The sequence below is a fragment of the Pseudomonas sp. MONT-RG-20F-20-E-7-02 genome (assembly GCF_022662395.1).
Classification (GTDB): domain Bacteria; phylum Pseudomonadota; class Gammaproteobacteria; order Pseudomonadales; family Pseudomonadaceae; genus Aquipseudomonas.
This window is the reverse complement of the sequence record NZ_JAKNQN010000014.1, coordinates 1-16,406: the sequence shown is the minus strand read 5'-3', so window position 1 is coordinate 16,406 and position 16,406 is coordinate 1. Positions and strand designations below refer to the sequence as shown.

Below are 16,406 nucleotides of genomic sequence, written 5' to 3'. Positions count from 1 at the left end.
TATCAGGCGTGCAGCCTGAACGTCGAGGTTTGTTGCAGTTGTTTTTTGGCGGCGGATAACGAGGTGAGCGGGCCGCTGATGGGCTCGCCATCGCGTACCAGGTACCAACAGGCCAGCAACCCATGCGCGCGAAGCGAGGCGGGGACGGCGCTGCCGATGACGGACATGATCTGGACAGTGGGCATGAATACCTCCATTTGCTATGGAGGCCACGTTACGGGGTGAACCCGCGCAAGAAAAATCACCTGGCTCGATAGTCGACATCAACGCCACGCGTCAATCCACCACTTGATCGAGCATATGCACCACTTCCTGCTCACTGAGCAGGCCTTTGCGCACCAGGTTTTCCGCCAGCAGCGAGAGGAACTTCGCGCTGCGGTGGCCTTCGAGGTGCTTGAGTTCGGTCAGCGCGCTGTAGACCTTGCTGGACGTGCACAGGCCAGCGGTGCGGTGCGGGTTTTGCGTGGGCATGGTCGGTCGTCCTTGTTGTTATTGGGTGGACAGGGTCAATAGTGAGTCTGTTTCGTGACGTAAACATGACAGCACGCGTATCGCCCCGGCAAGTAGACATTGGCCTTAATCATGTGCGATTACAGCTCGGCTATTGTCCTCATAGCGACCTTGGCCGTATGAATCCGGACTCTACAGGCAAAAAAAAGGCCCCGCGTGTAAGCGAGGCCTGTTCCTGTCATGTCAGTTCAGCATTACCAGCCGCGACCGTAATAGCCGTGGGGAGGGCCGTAATAGCCGCGCGGTGGGCCGTAATAGACCGGCGCCGGGCGGTAATAAACCTGCTGCTGCACATACACCGGTGGCGGCGGTGCGTAGTAGACCGGAGGAGGCGCGGCATACACCGGTTGCGGCTGCACATACACCGGTTGCTGCACGTAGACCGGCTGGGATTGACTGGCAACTACGGAGCCAACAACGGCTGCGCCGATCAAACCACCCAATATGGCCGGGCCACCCCAACCACCACCGTGGGCGGAGGCTTGGCCTGCCATAGCGAGTGCGCCGATCAGCAAGGCGATTTTGGGGATTTTACGAATCATGGTCATTCCTCGGTTAGCCCCTGCGCTTGTGGTCTGCAATCAATAGACTCAAGGATTGTCGCGGGGATACTTTTAAGACAACGTATTTCTGAAAAACAGCACAGCCGATAGGTAAAGGTTGTGTAAGGTCTGTACCGAATTGCTTACTCACAGGAGTTTTCCATGCAGATGCACCCCAACAAGGACACCCAGCTGTGCATGTCATTGTCGGCGCGCCCCGGTAATTTCGGCTTGCGTTTCCATAACCATCTGTACGAACAGCTGGGTCTGAACTTCTACTATAAAGCCTTCAGCAGCCAGGATTTACCCGGCGCGATCGGCGGTATACGGGCGCTGGGCGTTCGCGGCTGCGGTGTTTCGATGCCGTTCAAGGAAGCCAGCATCGCCTTGGTCGATGAGCTGGACGACTCGGTCAAGGCCATCGCGTCCCTCAATACCATCGTCAACACCAATGGCCACCTCAAGGCCTACAACACGGACTACATCGCCGTCGAACAACTGCTGAAAAAACACGCGGTGCCCAAGGACTCGACCTTTGCCTTGCGTGGCAGCGGTGGCATGGCCAAGGCCGTGGCCAGTGCCTTGCGCGACGGCGGTTATGCCAATGGCGTGATTGTGGCGCGCAACGAGGCGGCGGGCCGGGCGTTGGCCCAAAGCCTGGGGTATGAGTGGCAGGCGGAGCTGGGTGACCTGCGCCCACAGATGCTGGTCAACGTGACGCCGATCGGCATGACCGGTGGGGCCGAGGCGGACCACTTGGCGTTTGACGCTGAAGCGGTGGATGCGGCCGACACGGTGTTTGATGTGGTAGCGATCCCCGCCGAAACGCCACTGATCTTGCGCGGGCGTGCCAAATGCAAGCGGGTGATTACCGGGTTGGAAGTGATTGCGATCCAGGCGCTGGAGCAGTTCGTGCTGTACACCGGCGTGCGGCCGACGGATGAGCAGTTCCAGGCCGCAGTGGCCTTCGCCCGAAATTAACGCCCTGCGCAGATCCAAATGTGGGAGCGGGCTTTTGTGGGCGCTGGCTTGCCTGCGATAGCCTCAACTCGGTCCTGATGAAAAACCGAGGTGTCTGCATCGCAGGCAAGCCAGCTCCCACATTGTTATCGAGTTACGCCTGTTCCAGTTGTGCCAGGCGTTCTTCCAGCGCCGCAATCCGCGCTTCCAGTTCTTCAATGCGGTCCGCAGAAACCCCAGTTCCACGCTCCACCGGACTCCCCCGCGCCGCCAGAATCACCTCGATATCCGCCGGGTCCCCCAGCGCATGGGTATAACGGTCTTCCCGCTGCCCGGCCTGACGCGGCACCAGCAGCGCCAGCCCGCGCGCAATCAAACGCTCCAACTGGTGCACGACTTGCTCGGCATCTTCAAAATCATGCATGCGCCCGCTGCGGGTCAGCAGTTCATTGACCGTCTGCGGCCCGCGCAGAAACAGCAGGCCGATCAGGATCACCTGGGCCGGCACCAGCTCCAGCGCCTTGTCCACGCGATGCTCCCAGCGGTCGGCGCGGCTGCCCATCACCAAGCGGGTAAAGCCTTGGCCTTCGAGGGCACGCAGGCTCTGGCCGACCTGGCCCTGGCTGAGGTTGGTCACCGGTTCGCGGCTGGTCTTCTGGTTGCAGGCCAGCACCAGGGCGTTGAGGGTCAGGGGATACGTCTCCGGGTTGGTCGCCTGTTTTTCGATCAGGCAGCCCAGGATGCGGATTTCCGTGCTGTTCAGGCGCGGCTCAGGGGTCTCGGTGTCGTGCTCGGCGGTCATCGCGCTTTCCCTATGCAGTGAATGCACTAGCCTAAGCCCGAAAAAATAAAAGACAAGCGGCGGGCATGTCTATAATCGCCGCTGGTTCCAAACCCTGCCATTACCGCGAGACTGTCATGACTATTTCCCTGTACGCCGCCTCCATCCCGGTTTTCAAGCAAATGCTCAACGCCCTGAGCGATGTGCTGAACAAAGCCGAAGCCCACGCCACCGCCAAGAACATCGAGCCGAACGCCTTGTTGCAAGCGCGTCTGTTCCCGGACATGTTCCAACTGGTGCGCCAGGTGCAGATCGCCGTCGACTTCGCCAAGGGCGTTTCCGCCCGCCTGGCCGAGATCGAAGTGCCGAAGTACGAAGACAGCGAAGTCACCTTCGCCGACCTGCAAGCCCTGATCGCCAAAGTGTTGGCGTTTGTCGACACCATCAAGCCTGAGCAAATCGACGGCAAAGAAGGTATCGAGATCATCACCCGCCCAGGCACGCCGAAAGAGAAGCGCTTCAGCGGCCAGTCCTACCTGCTGACCTACGGCCTGCCGCAGTTCTTCTTCCACGTCACCACCGCTTACGCCTTGCTGCGCCATAACGGCGTTGAAGTGGGCAAGCGCGATTACATGGGCGCTTTCTAAGCATCCAGATACAAAAAAGCCCGGGGCGTCCTTCGTTGAACGCCCCGGGCTTTTTTGCGCCTGATGTTTAAGCTGGCTGCTGTTCCTTGCCTAAACACGCCGCTGCGGTAAACAGCACATCGGTGGACGAATTAAGCGCGGTTTCCGCCGAGTCCTGCAGCACGCCAATGATGAAGCCGACGGCCACCACTTGCATGGCGATCTCACTGGGAATGCCGAACAGGCTGCACGCCAGGGGAATCAACAGCAGCGAACCGCCGGCCACACCCGACGCCCCACACGCACACACCGCCGCGACCACGCTGAGCAGCACGGCGGTCGGCAGGTCCACGGCGATCCCAAGGGTGTGCACGGCGGCCAGGGTCAGCACGGTGATGGTGATCGCGGCACCGGCCATGTTGATCGTCGCCCCCAGTGGAATCGACACCGAGTAGGTGTCTTCATGCAGGCCCAGGCGTTTGCTCAGCGCCAGGTTCACCGGGATATTCGCCGCCGAACTGCGCGTGAAGAACGCGGTAATACCGCTTTCACGCAGGCACATCAACACCAGTGGATACGGGTTGCGGCGCAGTTTCCAGAACACGATGGCCGGGTTGACCACCAGCGCCACGAACAGCATGCAGCCGATCAACACCACCAACAGGTGGGCGTAGCCGAGCAGGGCGTTGAAACCGGAAGTGGCCAGGGTCGAGGCCACCAGGCCGAAGATGCCCAGCGGCGCAAAGCGAATCACCACGCGCACAATCAGTGTCACCCCGTTGGACAGATCATCGAGCACGGTACGTGTGGTTTCACCGGCATGGCGAATCGCGACGCCCATGCCGATGGCCCAGGCCAGGATGCCAATAAAGTTGGCATTCATCAGCGCGCTGATCGGGTTGTCCACCACGCTGAGCAGCAGGCTTTGCAGCACCTCGCCGATGCCGCCGGGGGCACTCACCGTGACGTCATGCGTGGCCAGCACCAGGAACGATGGAAACAGTGTACTGGCGACCACCGCCACGACGGCGGCGGCAAATGTCCCCAGCAAGTACAGGAACAAAATCGGCTTGATATGGGTTTCCTGGCCGTGTTTATGGTTGGCGATCGAGGCCATGACCAGCACAAACACCAGAATCGGGGCGACGGCTTTCAATGCGGTGACAAATACCTTGCCGATAAAACCGGTGGCTTTGGCCGCTTCGGGCAACAGCAGCGCTAGCAGAATGCCTGCGATCAAGCCGATAAGGATTTGCGTGACCAGGCTGACGCGTGTCAGTCGCTGGAAGAGGGAAGGGGCAGCAGTCATAAACAGTTGTCTCTAGTTCTTTTAGTGGGACGCAGCATTGCAGGCAGGAGGCCCTGGAGGAAGCAGGCGCAAAGTCTAACATGCTGTAGGAAATGTCCTTGTTGGTGCGGCATTCCGTCACCGCGCCCGTAGGCTTTGGCCAAATCCAGACATACTCTGTTAACATTCTCGCCTGTCACCTTTCCTATCCGTCAGCGAGCCCATCGGGCTGTCGTTGATGTCGTCGTTTCTGGAGTTTTCATGCTGTTTCCCATCCTGCTGCTGTCGGCCGCCGGCTTTACCGTGCTGACCACAGAATTCATTATCGTCGGGCTGTTGCCGTCTATTGCCCGGGACCTGAATGTCAGCGTTTCCCAGGCGGGGCTATTGGTGACGTTGTTCGCCTTTACCGTGGCCGCCTTTGGCCCGTTTTTGACGGCGTACTTCGCGCGCTTCCCACGCAAACGCCTGTTTATCAGCATCCTACTCATGTTCGGCGTGGCCAACACCGTGGCCGCATTGGCGCCGAATATTTGGGTGATGGCGTTCGCACGCTTGATTCCGGCGTTGGGCTTGCCGGTGTTCTGGGCCTTGGCCAGCGAGACGGCGGTGGATATCGTCGGCCCGGAATACGCCGGTCGGGCGATCGAAAAGATTGGCTTTGGCATTGTCTGTGCCACGGTGTTCGGCATTCCCGTGGGCACCTTGATTTCCGACATGTTCGGCTGGCGCACTGCGTTCGCCATCCTCGCCGTGGTGGCGTTGGCCAAGGCCTTGCTGCTGTTTATCTACTTGCCGGTGACCCAACCGAAGAACGACCTGGTGACACTGCGCTCGCAGTTCAAGATCCTGCGCAACCCGCTAATGCAGGGGCATATTTTGTTGTCGATCCTGGTGTTCAGCGGCATGTTTACCGCCTACACCTACCTGGCCGACATCCTTGAGCGCCTGGCCGGGTTCGACGGCACGCTGGTGGGCTGGTGCCTGATGGGGTTTGGCGCGGTCGGCCTGCTCGGCAACTCCCTGGGCGGGCGCGCGGTGGATCGCCACCCGTTGATCGCCTCCATGGTGTTTTGCGGGTTCATGATCGCGGGGATGGTGGCATTGGTTCCGGCGATCCACTCAACAATCGGCCTGGCGGCGGCGATGGCGGTGTGGGGCGTGACCCAGGCGGCGATGTTCCTGGTCAGCCATGTACGGTTGATGAAGGCCGCACCTCACGCACCGGCGTTTGCGGCGTCGTTGAACATTGCCGGGGCCAACCTGGGCATTGGCCTGGGCGCGATGGTCGGCGGGCATGTGATCGACACCCTCGGCCTGGGCAGCCTGGGCTTTGCGGCGTCGGGCTTTATTCTGGTGTCGATCCTGCTGGCGCTTTGGCTGATGACTGCCAAGCCGACTGCCGCCAGCGCCTGAATGATTAGGGCAGGGTGGTAAACAATTCGCGCCGTGCACCTTCGGTAATCGCCACGATGCCGGGGTGCTTGACCTTGCGCTCCACCGAGATCGCGTAGAAGGACTCCGTCACCGCATCGGTCTGGCCAATCAGCGCCACGCCGTACTGGCGCACCACCTCATCGGCAATCACGCTGGGAGCGATAAAGATGCCACTGCCGGATTGGCCAAACGCCTGCATCAACGCGCTGTCGTCGAATTCGCCGATGATCTTCGGTTGAATCTGTTGCTCGGCAAACCAGCGCTGCAAACGGCTGCGCACCACCGTTTCTGCGCCTGGAATCAGCAGCGGCGCGCCCTGCAGGCAGCGTGGGAAATCGCCGCCGTATTGGTCAGCCAATGCCTGGGTGGCGAAAAAGCTGATGCCGCATTCGCCCAACTTCTGGCTGTAGCCTTTGATGTCCAAGTGCGTCGGCATGGGGCTGTCGGAGATCACCAGGTCCAGGCGCTGGATCGCCAGGTCGGCCAATAAACGTTCGAGTTTATCCTCGCGACAGGTGATACGGATCGGTTCGCTCAGCTCCATGGTCGGCGCGATCAGCCGATAGACGATGGATTTAGGTACCACATCCGCCACCCCAACCCGGAACAGAATCTGCTGTTCATTGGGCTCTGCGCGCAACAGCGCCTCCAGTTCATTGCCGGTCTGGAACATTTGCTCAGCATAGGGCAGGGCCCGTCGCCCGGCCTCGGTGAGTTCCAGCTGACGCCCCACGCGCTGAAACAGCGCAACGCCGAAGGTTTGCTCAAGCAGGCTGATCTGCCCGCTGATGGTCTGCGGCGTGAGGTTCAGTTGCTCGCAGGCGCGCACGATGCTGCCGGTCTTGGCCACCACCCAGAAATAATGCAGCTGTCGGTAATTGAGCATGGCGACCTACACTTCGGAAAAAGCGAAGTATACGTGAGAAAAATACGAATTTTTCTGAACTGTTCATCTGCATAGAATGCCTCGCTATCGAGGGGCCACTATTTGGACCCAATGGTTCTAACGAGGAATACATCATGAAACTCAATTCCCTGGGCGCCGCGTCGTTGCTTGCGCTTTCATTGGTAATGGTCAGCGGCTGTGATCAGGTGGAAAAGAGCGCGCAGCAAGTGCTGGGCAAAGCCACCGAATCCGCCAAGCAAGCCATCGATGACACCCATAAGGCTGCCGAGCAGGCATTGAGTGAAGCGACACAGGGCTTGATCAGTCCGCAGAAAAAAGATGATCAGCCAGAAAAAGAACCAGAATCGAACAGTAAAGAAGCCTAATTCCCCAGCACAACGTCAGGACTGACCTATGGATTACCTTTTACAACTGGCTGCCAGCCCCACCGCCTGGGTCGCACTGGCCACCTTGATCGTCATGGAAATCGTGCTGGGCATCGATAACCTGATCTTTATCTCGATCCTCACCAACAAATTACCCGAGAAGCATCGCGCCAAGGCACGACGCATCGGTATCAGCATGGCGTTGGTATTGCGCCTGGGCCTGTTGAGCACCATCGCGTTTATCGTGCAGTTGACCGCGCCGGTGTTTGAAATCTTCGGCCAGGCGTTTTCGTGGAAAGACATGATCCTGATCGCCGGTGGCCTGTTCTTGGTGTGGAAGGCGACCACCGAGATCCATCACAGCATGGACCCGGAGCCCGAGGAGAAAGCCAGCACCGGCGCCGTGGTGTCCATCGGTTTCGCGGCGGCGATTGGCCAGATCCTGTTGCTCGACCTGGTGTTCTCCATCGACAGCATCATTACGGCGGTGGGGATGACCGAGCACTTGCCGATCATGATCATTGCCGTGGTGACCTCGGTCATCGTCATGCTGGTGGCGGCTGAACCGTTGGCCAAGTTCATCAACGACAACCCGACGGTGGTAATGCTGGCCCTGGGCTTCCTGATCATGATCGGCATGACGCTGATCGCTGAAGGCTTCGGTGCCCATGTGCCAAAAGGCTACGTGTATGCAGCCATGGCGTTCTCGGCGGTGATCGAGTGCCTGAACATCGCACGGCGCAATCGCCACAAGCGTCTGCTCGCCGCCAGGCAGTAACAGCGCAAATGCAAAAGCCGGCTGAGCTCACAAGAGCCCAGCCGGCTTTTTGCTGTCTGATAGAATCCGCGCACTTGTTACCTTGAGGTCCACCATGAACGAGCCGATTCGCCTCACCCAGTACAGCCACGGCGCGGGTTGCGGCTGCAAGATCTCACCCCAGGTGCTGGAAGTGATCCTCGCCGGCAGCGGCGCACAGAACCTTGACCCCAACCTGTGGGTCGGCAACGCCTCGCGCGACGACGCGGCCGTGTACGCCATCGACGACGAGCGCGGGGTGGTCTCCACTACCGATTTCTTCATGCCGATTGTCGATGACCCTTTCGACTTCGGCCGCATTGCCGCCACCAACGCGATCAGCGATATCTACGCCATGGGCGGCGACCCGTTGATGGCCATCGCCATTCTGGGCTGGCCCGTGAATGTCCTGGCGCCGGAAATTGCCCGTGAAGTGATCCGTGGTGGCCGCTCGGTGTGCGACGCCGCGGGTATCCCGCTGGCGGGTGGGCACTCCATCGACGCCCCGGAGCCGATCTTCGGCCTCGCCGTGACCGGCATCGTGCAAAAGCGCCATATGAAACGTAACGATACCGCCACCGCCGGGTGCAAGCTGTACCTCACCAAACCATTGGGTATCGGCATCCTCACCACCGCCGAAAAGAAGGGCAAATTGCGCGAGGCGGATATCGGCCTGGCGCGTGACTGGATGTGCACCCTGAACAAACCCGGTAGCCGTTTCGGCAAATTGGCCGGCGTGACCGCCATGACCGACGTCACCGGTTTCGGCCTGCTCGGCCATCTGGTGGAAATGGCTGACGGCAGCGCGCTGACGGCGCGCATCGAATATGAAAAAGTCCCACGCCTGCCAGGGGTCGAGGACTACCTGGACCAGGGCTGCATGCCCGGCGGCACGTTGCGCAACTTCGACAGCTATTCGAGCAAACTCGGGCGCCTGCAAGAGCTGCACAAGCGCGTGCTGTGCGACCCGCAAACCAGCGGTGGCTTGCTGATCGCCGTTACCGCCGAGGGCGACGCCGAATTCCACACGGTGGCCGCAGAGTTGGGCCTTAGCCTTGAGCCGATCGGCGAACTGGTTGAGCGACAGACCCACGCGGTAGAGGTGTTTTGATGGCAACTGACATCACCGACTACCGCGACATCTTCCTCAACGACCGGCCGATGATGGATACCCGCGCGCCGATCGAGTTCATCAAGGGCGCGTTCCCCGGGGTGATCAACTTGCCACTGATGACCGACGACGAGCGCCAGCGGGTCGGCACCTGCTACAAGCAGCAGGGCCAGCAGGCAGCAATCGTTTTGGGGCATGAATTGGTGTCCGGAGCGATCAAGGCCGAGCGTATCGAACAATGGGCGCAGTTCGCCAAGGCCAACCCTGACGGTTACTTGTATTGTTTTCGCGGTGGGCTGCGTTCGCAGATCGTGCAGCAATGGTTGAAGACCGAAGCCGGCATCGAGTATCCGCGCGTCGGCGGTGGCTACAAGGCCATGCGCACCTTTCTGCTGGAGACGCTGGAGCATGCGACAGCCGAGTGTGATTTCGTGTTGTTGGGCGGCATGACCGGCACCGGCAAGACCGAAGTGCTCGGCCAACTGCGCAACGCACTGGATCTTGAAGGCCACGCCAACCATCGCGGTTCCAGCTTCGGCAAACGCGCGACCTCACAACCCTCAAACATCGACTTCGAAAACCGCTTGGCGGTGGACCTGCTGAAAAAACGCACCGGGGGGATCGAGCAATTCGTGGTCGAGGACGAGAGCCGCATGATCGGCAGCTGCGCGTTGCCGCTGCCGCTGCACAAGGGTATGCAGACGTTCCCGATGGTATGGCTGGAGGACAGCATCGAGGGCCGCGTCGAAAGAATTCTGTGCGATTACGTGGTGGATCTGTGCGCCGAGTTCGTCCAGGTATTCGGCGAAAACGGCCAGGCGCTGTTTGCCGAGCGTCTGACCCAGAGCCTTGCCAATATCCACAAACGCCTGGGTGGTGAACGCTTCCAGCGGCTGCAGGCGGTCCTGCAGGACGCCCTGGCAGAACAGGCCCGCAGCGGCGCGGTAGACTTGCACCGCGTGTGGATCGAAGGCTTGCTGCGTGAGTATTACGACCCGATGTACGCTTTCCAGCGTGAAAGCAAAGGCGCGCGGATCGAGTTTGCGGGGGAGCAGGGCGCGGTGGTGGAGTACTTGCGCGAAAGGCTGGGGTGACTTTATTGGTGCCATCGCAGGCAAGCCAGCTCCCACATTTGAGGGCATTCACCGATCAAATTGTGGGAGCTGGCTTGCCTGCGATAAGGCCCTCAGCCTCACCAGTAACCTAAAGAATCACCGCCCCGATCAACCCACACACCACCCCCACCAACATCGTCAGCCCCGCCACCGTCACCAGCACCCGCGCATCGAAATCCTTGCGCAGCATCAACAGCGACGGCAGGCTCACGCTGGGCAGGGTCATCAGCAAGGCTACAGCCGGGCCGGTGCCCATGCCCAGGGTCATCATGGTTTGTACGATAGGGATCTCGGCGGCGGTAGGAATCACGAACAGCGTGCCGACGATCGCCAGCGGCACCAGCCACACCAGGCTGTTGGCCATCGCCCCGTCGACGTGGGGGAACAGCCAGACCCGCGCGGCCCCCAAGACCAGCACGGCCAGGATATATACGGGGATCGTGCTCCAGAACAACTGCCACAGGGTACGCAACCAACGGGTCAGGAACGGCTGCGACTCGCTTTGACTGACGTCGGCCACCGCATCCAGCGCGGCTTCCGGCACCTGATCGGGCCGAGCAATTCGCTGTGCCACCAAGGACACGCCCACCACCAACACAATCCCTGCCACCAGCCGCAATGCGGTAAAGCCCCAGCCCAGCACAAAACCCATGAACACCAGGGTTGCCGGGTTCAATACCGGGTTGGCGATCCAGAACGCCAGCGCCGCGCCCACCGACACCTGCTGACGGCGCATGCCTGCCGCCACCGGTGCCGCACAGCAACTGCACATCATCCCTGGCAGGGCGAACAGGCCACCGCGCAGGGTCGACCCCAGCCCGGCTCGACCAAACAGGCGTAACAGCCAGTCTCGGGGGATCAACACTTGCAGCAGTGAACCCAGAATCACCGCCAGCACGGCGGCTTTCCAGATTGCCAGGAAATACACTTGGGCATAGGCCAGCGCGGCCGCCAGGGGGGCGGTTTGCTGATCATTGAGAATCGAGGCGCCGATGCTGTGGTTATCCGCTGCCACGAACGCCTTGAGGTAGTAGGGCGACCACTTCACGTAGTAGAGGCCGATGCAGGCCACCAGCACGAACAGCGCTGGTTTCCACCAGAACGACCAGCCCCGGTTAGGCTGGGTGGAGATGAGGTTAGGCATGGTGCAGGTCCGCAGATGATTCAATAGCGGGGCATCATACGCCTGTGTCAGATATCCGCAGCTGGCTGAGTTGCATCCGGGCACGTTTGCTGGCCGTTATCCAGGCCTTGCTTGTAGTTGCGGCTCAGCAGCGATGCCTTGCCGTTGTGCCAGGTCAACGTCAGCACATACAGGGTGTCGTAGTCACTGCCCGACCAATCGTCGGTGATGGTGTGTTTTTCACCCGAGGCTTCACTGGCGACCTTGTTGATCAGCTCCGGCAGGTAGCCGTGGGACCACGCGGTGTAGATGATCGCGTTGTGGTACTTGTCTTCCACCAGCTCGTCCGCGAGGTCGCTGGTGTCGTTGGCGGAGAACTTGATGTTGACCGGCAGGCCGAGCTTGATGGCGCTGGGGCTGATGGTCATCAATGGCCGAATGTAGCTGTAGGAGTTGTCCTTTTCGCCTTCCTCGACATTACGCGTCGGGTCGGGGGCGAACACGTAGTTGGCCTTGCCGAATTTTTGCGGCAGCACGGTGGCCAGGTTCATCGCGCGGTTCAAGCCCTGGCAGTTGAGCTGGCCGAGGCCGCCGGCAGGTTTTTCGCCGTGGCGCAGGAATACCAGGGTTTGCACGCCGTCCACGGGGCCGGCGCTGCTGATGCGTGATTCCAGGCTCAGGCCGATTGCGCCGCCCGCCACGAGCAGCGGCAACATGATGTATGAATAACGTTTAAGACGTCGCGCAAGGCACAGAGGCTTGATTCTCATTGTGGGTTCGAGTCTTCAGTGCATCGGATTAAGGCGGACAAGCCCGGCCCCAGCGACGCATCCAGCGTCCTGTGGTTTTTCCGTGTCGTTGTAACAGGGTGTCTCCTTTCACCGTCATGGCGCACTTAAGAGTGCACATCGGCGCTTTGGTTCGCCTGCGCGCAAGATTAGCGCGGCTATGTTGCGCAATGATGACCCATGCAGGACGGCGTGCACGTGGCTATTATGGGGGCTTTCCGCCTGGGGATTTCCCGATGAACGCACTTGCCGCCTTTCCGATCAACAGCAAATGGCCCGCCCAGCACCCGGAGCGGTTGCAGCTGTATTCGTTGCCCACGCCCAACGGCGTCAAAGTGTCGATCATGCTTGAGGAACTGGGCCTGCCGTATGAAGCGCATAAGGTCAGTTTCGAGACCCAGGACCAGCTATCGCCCGAGTTCCTGTCCCTGAACCCCAACAACAAAATCCCCGCGATCATCGACCCCAATGGCCCGAGCGGCCAGCCGCTGGCGTTGTTCGAGTCCGGCGCGATCCTGATCTACCTGGCGGAAAAAACCAGCCAATTGCTTTCCGAAGACCCGGCCACCCGCTACGAAACCCTGCAATGGCTGATGTTCCAGATGGCCGGCATCGGCCCGATGTTCGGCCAACTGGGCTTCTTCAACAAATTTGCCGGCAAGGCCTACGAAGACAAACGCCCGCGTGACCGCTACGCCGCCGAATCCCGGCGTTTGCTCGACGTGCTGGAAAAGCGCCTGCTGGGCCGCACCTGGATCATGGGCGACGACTACAGCATCGCCGACATCGCTACCTTCCCGTGGATTCGCAACCTGATCGGCTTCTACGAATCCGGCGACTTGGTCGGCATTGCCGACTTCCCCAACGTACTGCGTGCACTGGACGGCTTTGTCGCACGGCCAGCAGTGATTCGTGGCCTGAACATTCCGAGCTGAAGTATGCCAACTTTCGATTTTAAACAACTGGATGTCTTCAGCAGCGTTGCCCTCAAGGGCAACCCGCTGGCGGTGGTGCACGGTGCTGACAGCCTTACCGACCAGCAAATGGCCGATTTTGCCAACTGGACCAACCTCAGCGAAACCACGTTTTTGCTGACGCCGCGCGATGCACGAGCTGACTATCGGGTGAGAATTTTCACCACGCTCAAGGAGCTTCCGTTCGCCGGGCATCCGACGCTGGGCAGTTGCCATGCCTGGCTGCAGGCGGGCGGTATGCCCAAAGGCGATGAGATCATTCAAGAGTGCGAAATCGGCCTGGTGCGTGTCCGTCGTGAAGGTAACGAGTTGGCGTTTATTGCGCCGCCGTTGTTGCGCACTGGGGCGGTTGAGGCCGTCTTGCTGGAGCGTGTTCGCCGTGGTTTGGGTTTGGCGCCCGACGCCATTGTGCGTAGCCAATGGGTCGACAATGGTGCGGATTGGCTGGCAGTGATGCTCGCTGATCGCGACCAAGTGTTGGGGCTACAGCCGGATTACTCGCAACTGCACGGTCTGGCGATTGGCGTTATCGCGCCCTGTGACCCGGCGCGTGACGCCATAGACACGGACTTCGAAGTGCGCGCCTTTGTCGCTGGCGACGGTGTCCAGGAGGACCCGGCCACCGGCAGCCTCAACGCCGGCATCGCCCAGTGGCTGTTGCGCGAAGGCCTTGCGCCCGAGCGCTACGTGGTCAGCCAGGGCTCGGCCATTGGGCGCGCCGGGCGTATTCGCGTGGCGCGCCACGGCGATGAAATCTGGATCGGCGGTGCGGTGGCGGTGTGTATCGAAGGGCGAGTACAGCTCTAAATCAATGAATTGTTACGGGCTGCGCAATACACTATTGGCCCCTTGGCGTTTGTACTGCCGGGGCCAAGGGGCATAAGCTTTCGCCCCAACTATTTCTGCTGCCATCCAGGAAACCCATGACCAGCCAGTTCCCCCAAGCCCGCCCACGTCGCCTGCGCCGCTCCCCGGAGCTGCGTGGCTTGTTCCAGGAAACCGAATTCACCCTCAACGACCTGGTACTGCCGATTTTCGTCGAAGAAGAAATCGACGACTTTGTGCCGATCACCAGCATGCCGGGCGTGGTGCGTATTCCAGAAAAGAAACTGGCCGGTGAGATCGAGCGCTATGCCCGCGCCGGGATCAAGTCGGTCATGACCTTTGGCGTGTCCCACCACCTGGACGCCAACGGCAGCGACACCTGGAAGGAGCGCGGCCTGGTTTCGCGCATGTCCTCGATCATCAAGGACGCCGTGCCGGAAATGATCGTAATGTCCGACACCTGCTTCTGCGAATACACCGACCACGGCCACTGCGGCGTGATGCACGGCGCCCATGTCGACAACGACGCGACCCTGGTCAACCTCGGCAAACAAGCCGTGGCCGCCGCCCGCGCCGGTGCTGACGTAATCGCACCGTCTGCTGCTATGGACGGCCAGGTCCAGGCCATTCGCCGCGCCCTGGACGACGCCGGCTTCACGCATATTCCGATCATGGCTTACTCCACAAAATTCGCCTCGGCCCTCTACGGCCCGTTCCGCGAAGCTGGCGGCAGCGCACTTAAAGGCGACCGCAAAAGCTACCAGATGAACCCAATGAACCGCCGCGAAGCCGTGCGCGAATCGCTGCTCGATGAGCAGGAAGGCGCAGACGCGCTGATGGTCAAACCGGCCGGTGCCTACCTCGACATTATCCGCGACATCCGCGAAGCCTCGCGCTTGCCGGTGGCGGCGTATCAGGTCAGTGGTGAGTACGCGATGATCAAATTCGGTGCCCAGGCGGGCGCGATTGATGAAGCGCGGGTGGTGCGGGAAACGTTGGGGTCGATTAAGCGTGCGGGGGCGGATTTGATTTTTACGTATTTTGCGATGGATTTGGCGTTGGCGGGGATCTAAAGTGGGGGCGTAATGTTGTGGCGAGCGTAACTACTCGTTCGCCACATTTCTAATGTACTAAGAAGAACTCGGCTCACGCTGCCATCGCTGCTGATCAAAACTTAGATATTTTGGGGTATTCAGACTTTACTCAGAACTGAATACACATGCTTTAGCCATGATGTTCCATCTCTCCACTCGTTAGGGTAGTAATAGTAGCAGCCGATATTAGAAAATAAAAAATCTTGAAGCTCTTGTTCGGTTTGGTCGATTAATATTAACGTATTAAGCTCTTGCTTTACTTTTGCTATAGTTTCCTCTGATGCTTCAGATATGAAGCTTGCAATCACCTCGTTCGCGTTTTTATGCTCGTCTACCCAGTCTTGGTTAAAGTAGCCTGCTAGAAACTGCTGTAACTCGGGAAAGTCTTTATTCATGGGTTTGGATATCCAGTATGAATTCTATAACCAATTGGCATTTTTTTATCTCTTCGGATGATAAGGTAAATTTCTTTTCCTGGAACTGTTGTTTGGGCTCCTCTTTTCAAACTGGTGCCAATGGGTTCTTGAGTTTTTTGGATGATGACAGTTTGGCTATCCTTTCCTTTTAGGAAGTTATTTATTCTAGACTGATTGTCGGCAAGTACTTTTGAAATCGCTAACTCGGCGGATGCCCGATCAGAAAAAGTAGACGCGGTGGGAACATGGGGCTCCTTCTGCAAGCGCTCAGCGAGTTGTTGATTGGTTCTACCTATGTGTTTTTCTATTAAGTGGCCACCAGCAGACTCATGCGCGTCCAGGCCGCCGCCAGGAACTATTACGCTATACGGGCCTTCAGGACAGTTTTTAGGCTTACAGCTCAACCCCAGCGGATCTACCCACCCAGTAGGATTGGGCACGTACTGGTACGCGTTGATCCCACCCGCAAGCTTCACCGGGTCCGGCGTCAGGTAACGACCAATATCTGGATTGTAGTAGCGATGGCGGTTGTAGTGCAGCCCGCTCTCCGGGTCGAGGTATTGGCCTTGGAAGCGCAGCGGGTTGTCGATTTTTTCGATGTCGAGGCGGCTGATTTGGCCGTAGGCGCGGTAGTGCGCGGACCAGACGATTTCGCCTTCGGGGGCGGTGAGTTCTTGCGGTGTGCCTAGATGGTCGAGTTGATAGTGGAAGGGCTGGGTGTCTTTTGGACCAAAGCCTTCCAACAGTA

At 59.6% G+C, this 16,406-nt stretch carries 20 protein-coding genes; 10 read left to right on the top strand and 10 right to left on the bottom strand.

The features are described 5' to 3' along the window. Positions 1 to 2 precede the first annotated feature (2 nt). From L8I05_RS27535 to L8I05_RS27525, 3 genes are all read right to left on the bottom strand, one after another. Positions 3 to 185, bottom strand: a complete 183-nt coding sequence (locus L8I05_RS27535; protein WP_242175121.1) for a hypothetical protein — start codon at positions 183 to 185, stop codon at positions 3 to 5. A 91-nt stretch (positions 186 to 276) separates the two neighbouring features. Then, complete coding sequence (locus L8I05_RS27530) at positions 277 to 471, bottom strand: hypothetical protein (RefSeq protein ID WP_104502410.1); 195 nt, start codon at positions 469 to 471, stop codon at positions 277 to 279. 233 nt (positions 472 to 704) lie between these two features. Beyond that, on the bottom strand, positions 705 to 1,058 hold the full coding sequence (locus tag L8I05_RS27525; protein WP_078741781.1) for a hypothetical protein: 354 nt from the start codon (positions 1,056 to 1,058) through the stop codon (positions 705 to 707). A gap of 156 nt (positions 1,059 to 1,214) precedes the next feature. Here L8I05_RS27525 and L8I05_RS27520 point away from each other — a divergent pair, with 156 nt between their 5' ends. Next, on the top strand, positions 1,215 to 2,033 hold the full coding sequence (locus L8I05_RS27520; RefSeq protein ID WP_242175119.1) for a shikimate 5-dehydrogenase: 819 nt from the start codon (positions 1,215 to 1,217) through the stop codon (positions 2,031 to 2,033). Positions 2,034 to 2,166: 133 nt separating this feature from the next. Here L8I05_RS27520 and L8I05_RS27515 read toward each other — a convergent pair whose 3' ends face one another. Continuing rightward, positions 2,167 to 2,814, bottom strand: a complete 648-nt coding sequence (locus L8I05_RS27515) for a DUF480 domain-containing protein (RefSeq protein ID WP_242175103.1) — start codon at positions 2,812 to 2,814, stop codon at positions 2,167 to 2,169. Positions 2,815 to 2,930: 116 nt separating this feature from the next. Between L8I05_RS27515 and L8I05_RS27510 the strand changes: the two genes are divergently transcribed. Continuing rightward, positions 2,931 to 3,440 carry a DUF1993 domain-containing protein gene (locus L8I05_RS27510; RefSeq protein ID WP_053255427.1) on the top strand — a complete coding sequence of 170 codons (510 nt, stop codon included), beginning with the start codon at positions 2,931 to 2,933 and terminating at the stop codon, positions 3,438 to 3,440. A 67-nt stretch (positions 3,441 to 3,507) separates the two neighbouring features. On the opposite strand, the gene sstT is transcribed toward L8I05_RS27510, so the two are convergent. Continuing rightward, complete coding sequence (sstT, locus tag L8I05_RS27505) at positions 3,508 to 4,728, bottom strand: serine/threonine transporter SstT (protein WP_242175095.1); 1,221 nt, start codon at positions 4,726 to 4,728, stop codon at positions 3,508 to 3,510. 240 nt (positions 4,729 to 4,968) lie between these two features. Here sstT and L8I05_RS27500 point away from each other — a divergent pair, with 240 nt between their 5' ends. Beyond that, on the top strand, positions 4,969 to 6,123 hold the full coding sequence (locus L8I05_RS27500; RefSeq protein ID WP_242175093.1) for an MFS transporter: 1,155 nt from the start codon (positions 4,969 to 4,971) through the stop codon (positions 6,121 to 6,123). 4 nt (positions 6,124 to 6,127) lie between these two features. On the opposite strand, the gene nhaR is transcribed toward L8I05_RS27500, so the two are convergent. Beyond that, the gene (nhaR, locus tag L8I05_RS27495) at positions 6,128 to 7,030 is read right to left on the bottom strand and encodes a transcriptional activator NhaR (RefSeq protein WP_242175091.1); all 903 of its coding nucleotides are present in this window, start codon (positions 7,028 to 7,030) and stop codon (positions 6,128 to 6,130) included. 134 nt (positions 7,031 to 7,164) lie between these two features. On the opposite strand from nhaR, the gene L8I05_RS27490 reads away from it, so the two are divergent. From L8I05_RS27490 to mnmH, 4 genes are all read left to right on the top strand, one after another. Continuing rightward, positions 7,165 to 7,416, top strand: coding sequence for a hypothetical protein (locus tag L8I05_RS27490; RefSeq protein WP_242175083.1), 252 nt, complete (start codon positions 7,165 to 7,167; stop codon positions 7,414 to 7,416). Positions 7,417 to 7,444: 28 nt separating this feature from the next. Beyond that, a complete protein-coding gene (locus tag L8I05_RS27485) occupies positions 7,445 to 8,194 on the top strand; it encodes a TerC family protein (protein WP_071483460.1) in 750 nt (249 codons plus the stop codon). A gap of 94 nt (positions 8,195 to 8,288) precedes the next feature. Further along, positions 8,289 to 9,323, top strand: coding sequence for a selenide, water dikinase SelD (gene selD, locus L8I05_RS27480; RefSeq protein WP_159955269.1), 1,035 nt, complete (start codon positions 8,289 to 8,291; stop codon positions 9,321 to 9,323). Next, positions 9,323 to 10,417, top strand: a complete 1,095-nt coding sequence (gene mnmH, locus L8I05_RS27475; protein ID WP_242175081.1) for a tRNA 2-selenouridine(34) synthase MnmH — start codon at positions 9,323 to 9,325, stop codon at positions 10,415 to 10,417. Before selD ends, mnmH begins: the two co-directional genes overlap by 1 nt. 109 nt (positions 10,418 to 10,526) lie before the next feature. Here the strand turns inward: mnmH and L8I05_RS27470 are convergent, their stop codons facing one another. Together L8I05_RS27470 and L8I05_RS27465 are read right to left on the bottom strand one after the other, a co-directional pair. Continuing rightward, entirely contained in the window at positions 10,527 to 11,582 is a 1,056-nt protein-coding gene (locus L8I05_RS27470; RefSeq protein ID WP_242175080.1) for a permease, read from the bottom strand. A 47-nt stretch (positions 11,583 to 11,629) separates the two neighbouring features. Continuing rightward, positions 11,630 to 12,331, bottom strand: a complete 702-nt coding sequence (locus tag L8I05_RS27465; RefSeq protein WP_159955273.1) for a histidine phosphatase family protein — start codon at positions 12,329 to 12,331, stop codon at positions 11,630 to 11,632. Between the two features lie 254 nt (positions 12,332 to 12,585). Here L8I05_RS27465 and L8I05_RS27460 point away from each other — a divergent pair, with 254 nt between their 5' ends. The 3 genes from L8I05_RS27460 to hemB all read left to right on the top strand — a co-directional run bounded on the left by L8I05_RS27460 (position 12,586) and on the right by hemB (position 15,221). Continuing rightward, positions 12,586 to 13,284, top strand: a complete 699-nt coding sequence (locus tag L8I05_RS27460; RefSeq protein ID WP_159955275.1) for a glutathione S-transferase N-terminal domain-containing protein — start codon at positions 12,586 to 12,588, stop codon at positions 13,282 to 13,284. A 3-nt stretch (positions 13,285 to 13,287) separates the two neighbouring features. Continuing rightward, positions 13,288 to 14,130: a PhzF family phenazine biosynthesis protein gene (locus tag L8I05_RS27455; protein WP_242175075.1), complete on the top strand. Its 843-nt coding sequence runs from the start codon at positions 13,288 to 13,290 to the stop codon at positions 14,128 to 14,130. A 116-nt stretch (positions 14,131 to 14,246) separates the two neighbouring features. Continuing rightward, entirely contained in the window at positions 14,247 to 15,221 is a 975-nt protein-coding gene (gene hemB / locus L8I05_RS27450) for a porphobilinogen synthase (RefSeq protein ID WP_159955279.1), read from the top strand. A 119-nt stretch (positions 15,222 to 15,340) separates the two neighbouring features. Here the strand turns inward: hemB and L8I05_RS27445 are convergent, their stop codons facing one another. Together L8I05_RS27445 and L8I05_RS27440 are read right to left on the bottom strand one after the other, a co-directional pair. Then, complete coding sequence (locus L8I05_RS27445) at positions 15,341 to 15,637, bottom strand: contact-dependent growth inhibition system immunity protein (protein ID WP_242175072.1); 297 nt, start codon at positions 15,635 to 15,637, stop codon at positions 15,341 to 15,343. Continuing rightward, the coding region (locus L8I05_RS27440) for an RHS repeat-associated core domain-containing protein (RefSeq protein WP_242175070.1) at positions 15,634 to 16,406 on the bottom strand (773 nt) is incomplete at its 5' end. The genes L8I05_RS27440 and L8I05_RS27445, both read right to left, overlap by 4 nt.

Excerpts from the sequence above, each read along its gene's own strand:
- L8I05_RS27460 (WP_159955275.1), top strand. The coding sequence starts at position 12,586 with ATGAACGCACTTGCCGCCTTTCCGATCAACAGCAAATGGCCCGCCCAG.
- nhaR (WP_242175091.1), bottom strand. The coding sequence starts at position 7,030 with ATGCTCAATTACCGACAGCTGCATTATTTCTGGGTGGTGGCCAAGACC.
- L8I05_RS27535 (WP_242175121.1), bottom strand. The coding sequence starts at position 185 with ATGCCCACTGTCCAGATCATGTCCGTCATCGGCAGCGCCGTCCCCGCC.
- L8I05_RS27515 (WP_242175103.1), bottom strand. The coding sequence starts at position 2,814 with ATGACCGCCGAGCACGACACCGAGACCCCTGAGCCGCGCCTGAACAGC.
- L8I05_RS27465 (WP_159955273.1), bottom strand. The coding sequence starts at position 12,331 with ATGAGAATCAAGCCTCTGTGCCTTGCGCGACGTCTTAAACGTTATTCA.
- L8I05_RS27455 (WP_242175075.1), top strand. The coding sequence starts at position 13,288 with ATGCCAACTTTCGATTTTAAACAACTGGATGTCTTCAGCAGCGTTGCC.
- L8I05_RS27490 (WP_242175083.1), top strand. The coding sequence starts at position 7,165 with ATGAAACTCAATTCCCTGGGCGCCGCGTCGTTGCTTGCGCTTTCATTG.
- L8I05_RS27500 (WP_242175093.1), top strand. The coding sequence starts at position 4,969 with ATGCTGTTTCCCATCCTGCTGCTGTCGGCCGCCGGCTTTACCGTGCTG.
- L8I05_RS27525 (WP_078741781.1), bottom strand. The coding sequence starts at position 1,058 with ATGACCATGATTCGTAAAATCCCCAAAATCGCCTTGCTGATCGGCGCA.
- L8I05_RS27470 (WP_242175080.1), bottom strand. The coding sequence starts at position 11,582 with ATGCCTAACCTCATCTCCACCCAGCCTAACCGGGGCTGGTCGTTCTGG.
- sstT (WP_242175095.1), bottom strand. The coding sequence starts at position 4,728 with ATGACTGCTGCCCCTTCCCTCTTCCAGCGACTGACACGCGTCAGCCTG.
- L8I05_RS27520 (WP_242175119.1), top strand. The coding sequence starts at position 1,215 with ATGCAGATGCACCCCAACAAGGACACCCAGCTGTGCATGTCATTGTCG.
- L8I05_RS27530 (WP_104502410.1), bottom strand. The coding sequence starts at position 471 with ATGCCCACGCAAAACCCGCACCGCACCGCTGGCCTGTGCACGTCCAGC.
- hemB (WP_159955279.1), top strand. The coding sequence starts at position 14,247 with ATGACCAGCCAGTTCCCCCAAGCCCGCCCACGTCGCCTGCGCCGCTCC.
- selD (WP_159955269.1), top strand. The coding sequence starts at position 8,289 with ATGAACGAGCCGATTCGCCTCACCCAGTACAGCCACGGCGCGGGTTGC.
- L8I05_RS27510 (WP_053255427.1), top strand. The coding sequence starts at position 2,931 with ATGACTATTTCCCTGTACGCCGCCTCCATCCCGGTTTTCAAGCAAATG.
- L8I05_RS27445 (WP_242175072.1), bottom strand. The coding sequence starts at position 15,637 with ATGAATAAAGACTTTCCCGAGTTACAGCAGTTTCTAGCAGGCTACTTT.
- L8I05_RS27485 (WP_071483460.1), top strand. The coding sequence starts at position 7,445 with ATGGATTACCTTTTACAACTGGCTGCCAGCCCCACCGCCTGGGTCGCA.
- mnmH (WP_242175081.1), top strand. The coding sequence starts at position 9,323 with ATGGCAACTGACATCACCGACTACCGCGACATCTTCCTCAACGACCGG.